1 protein-coding gene is annotated in these 255 nt (G+C 62.4%); it reads right to left on the reverse strand.

Going from position 1 to position 255, the window contains the following annotated elements:
* Nucleotides 1-255, reverse strand: a 255-nt coding sequence (locus tag AB3X98_RS42215; protein ID WP_368607239.1) for a hypothetical protein, incomplete at both ends; no start/stop codon positions are given.

The raw sequence follows: 255 nt of genomic DNA on the forward strand, positions 1-255 counted from the left end.
TTTCGAGCGAGCCCTTCAGTTCGTTGATGAGCGCGACGGCCTTCGAGTTTTTGTGCTCGAGCTCGGCGCGCTCGCCGTCGGTGAGCTGGTCGTCTTCATCCTCCTGCAGCGCCTGCTCGGTCGCGGCGGCTACCGCCTCCAGTTGCTCAATCTCCGCCTGTTCTTCGGCCGTGAAATTGCGCACCCTGGGTTTGCTGCGGTTGTACGCCTGCGTCACGCTCCAGCTCATGTCGGGCACGATCTTCACAAACGACC

It is taken from the genome of Paraburkholderia sp. BR14312 (assembly GCF_040948675.1).
Lineage (GTDB): Bacteria > Pseudomonadota > Gammaproteobacteria > Burkholderiales > Burkholderiaceae > Paraburkholderia > Paraburkholderia nodosa_A.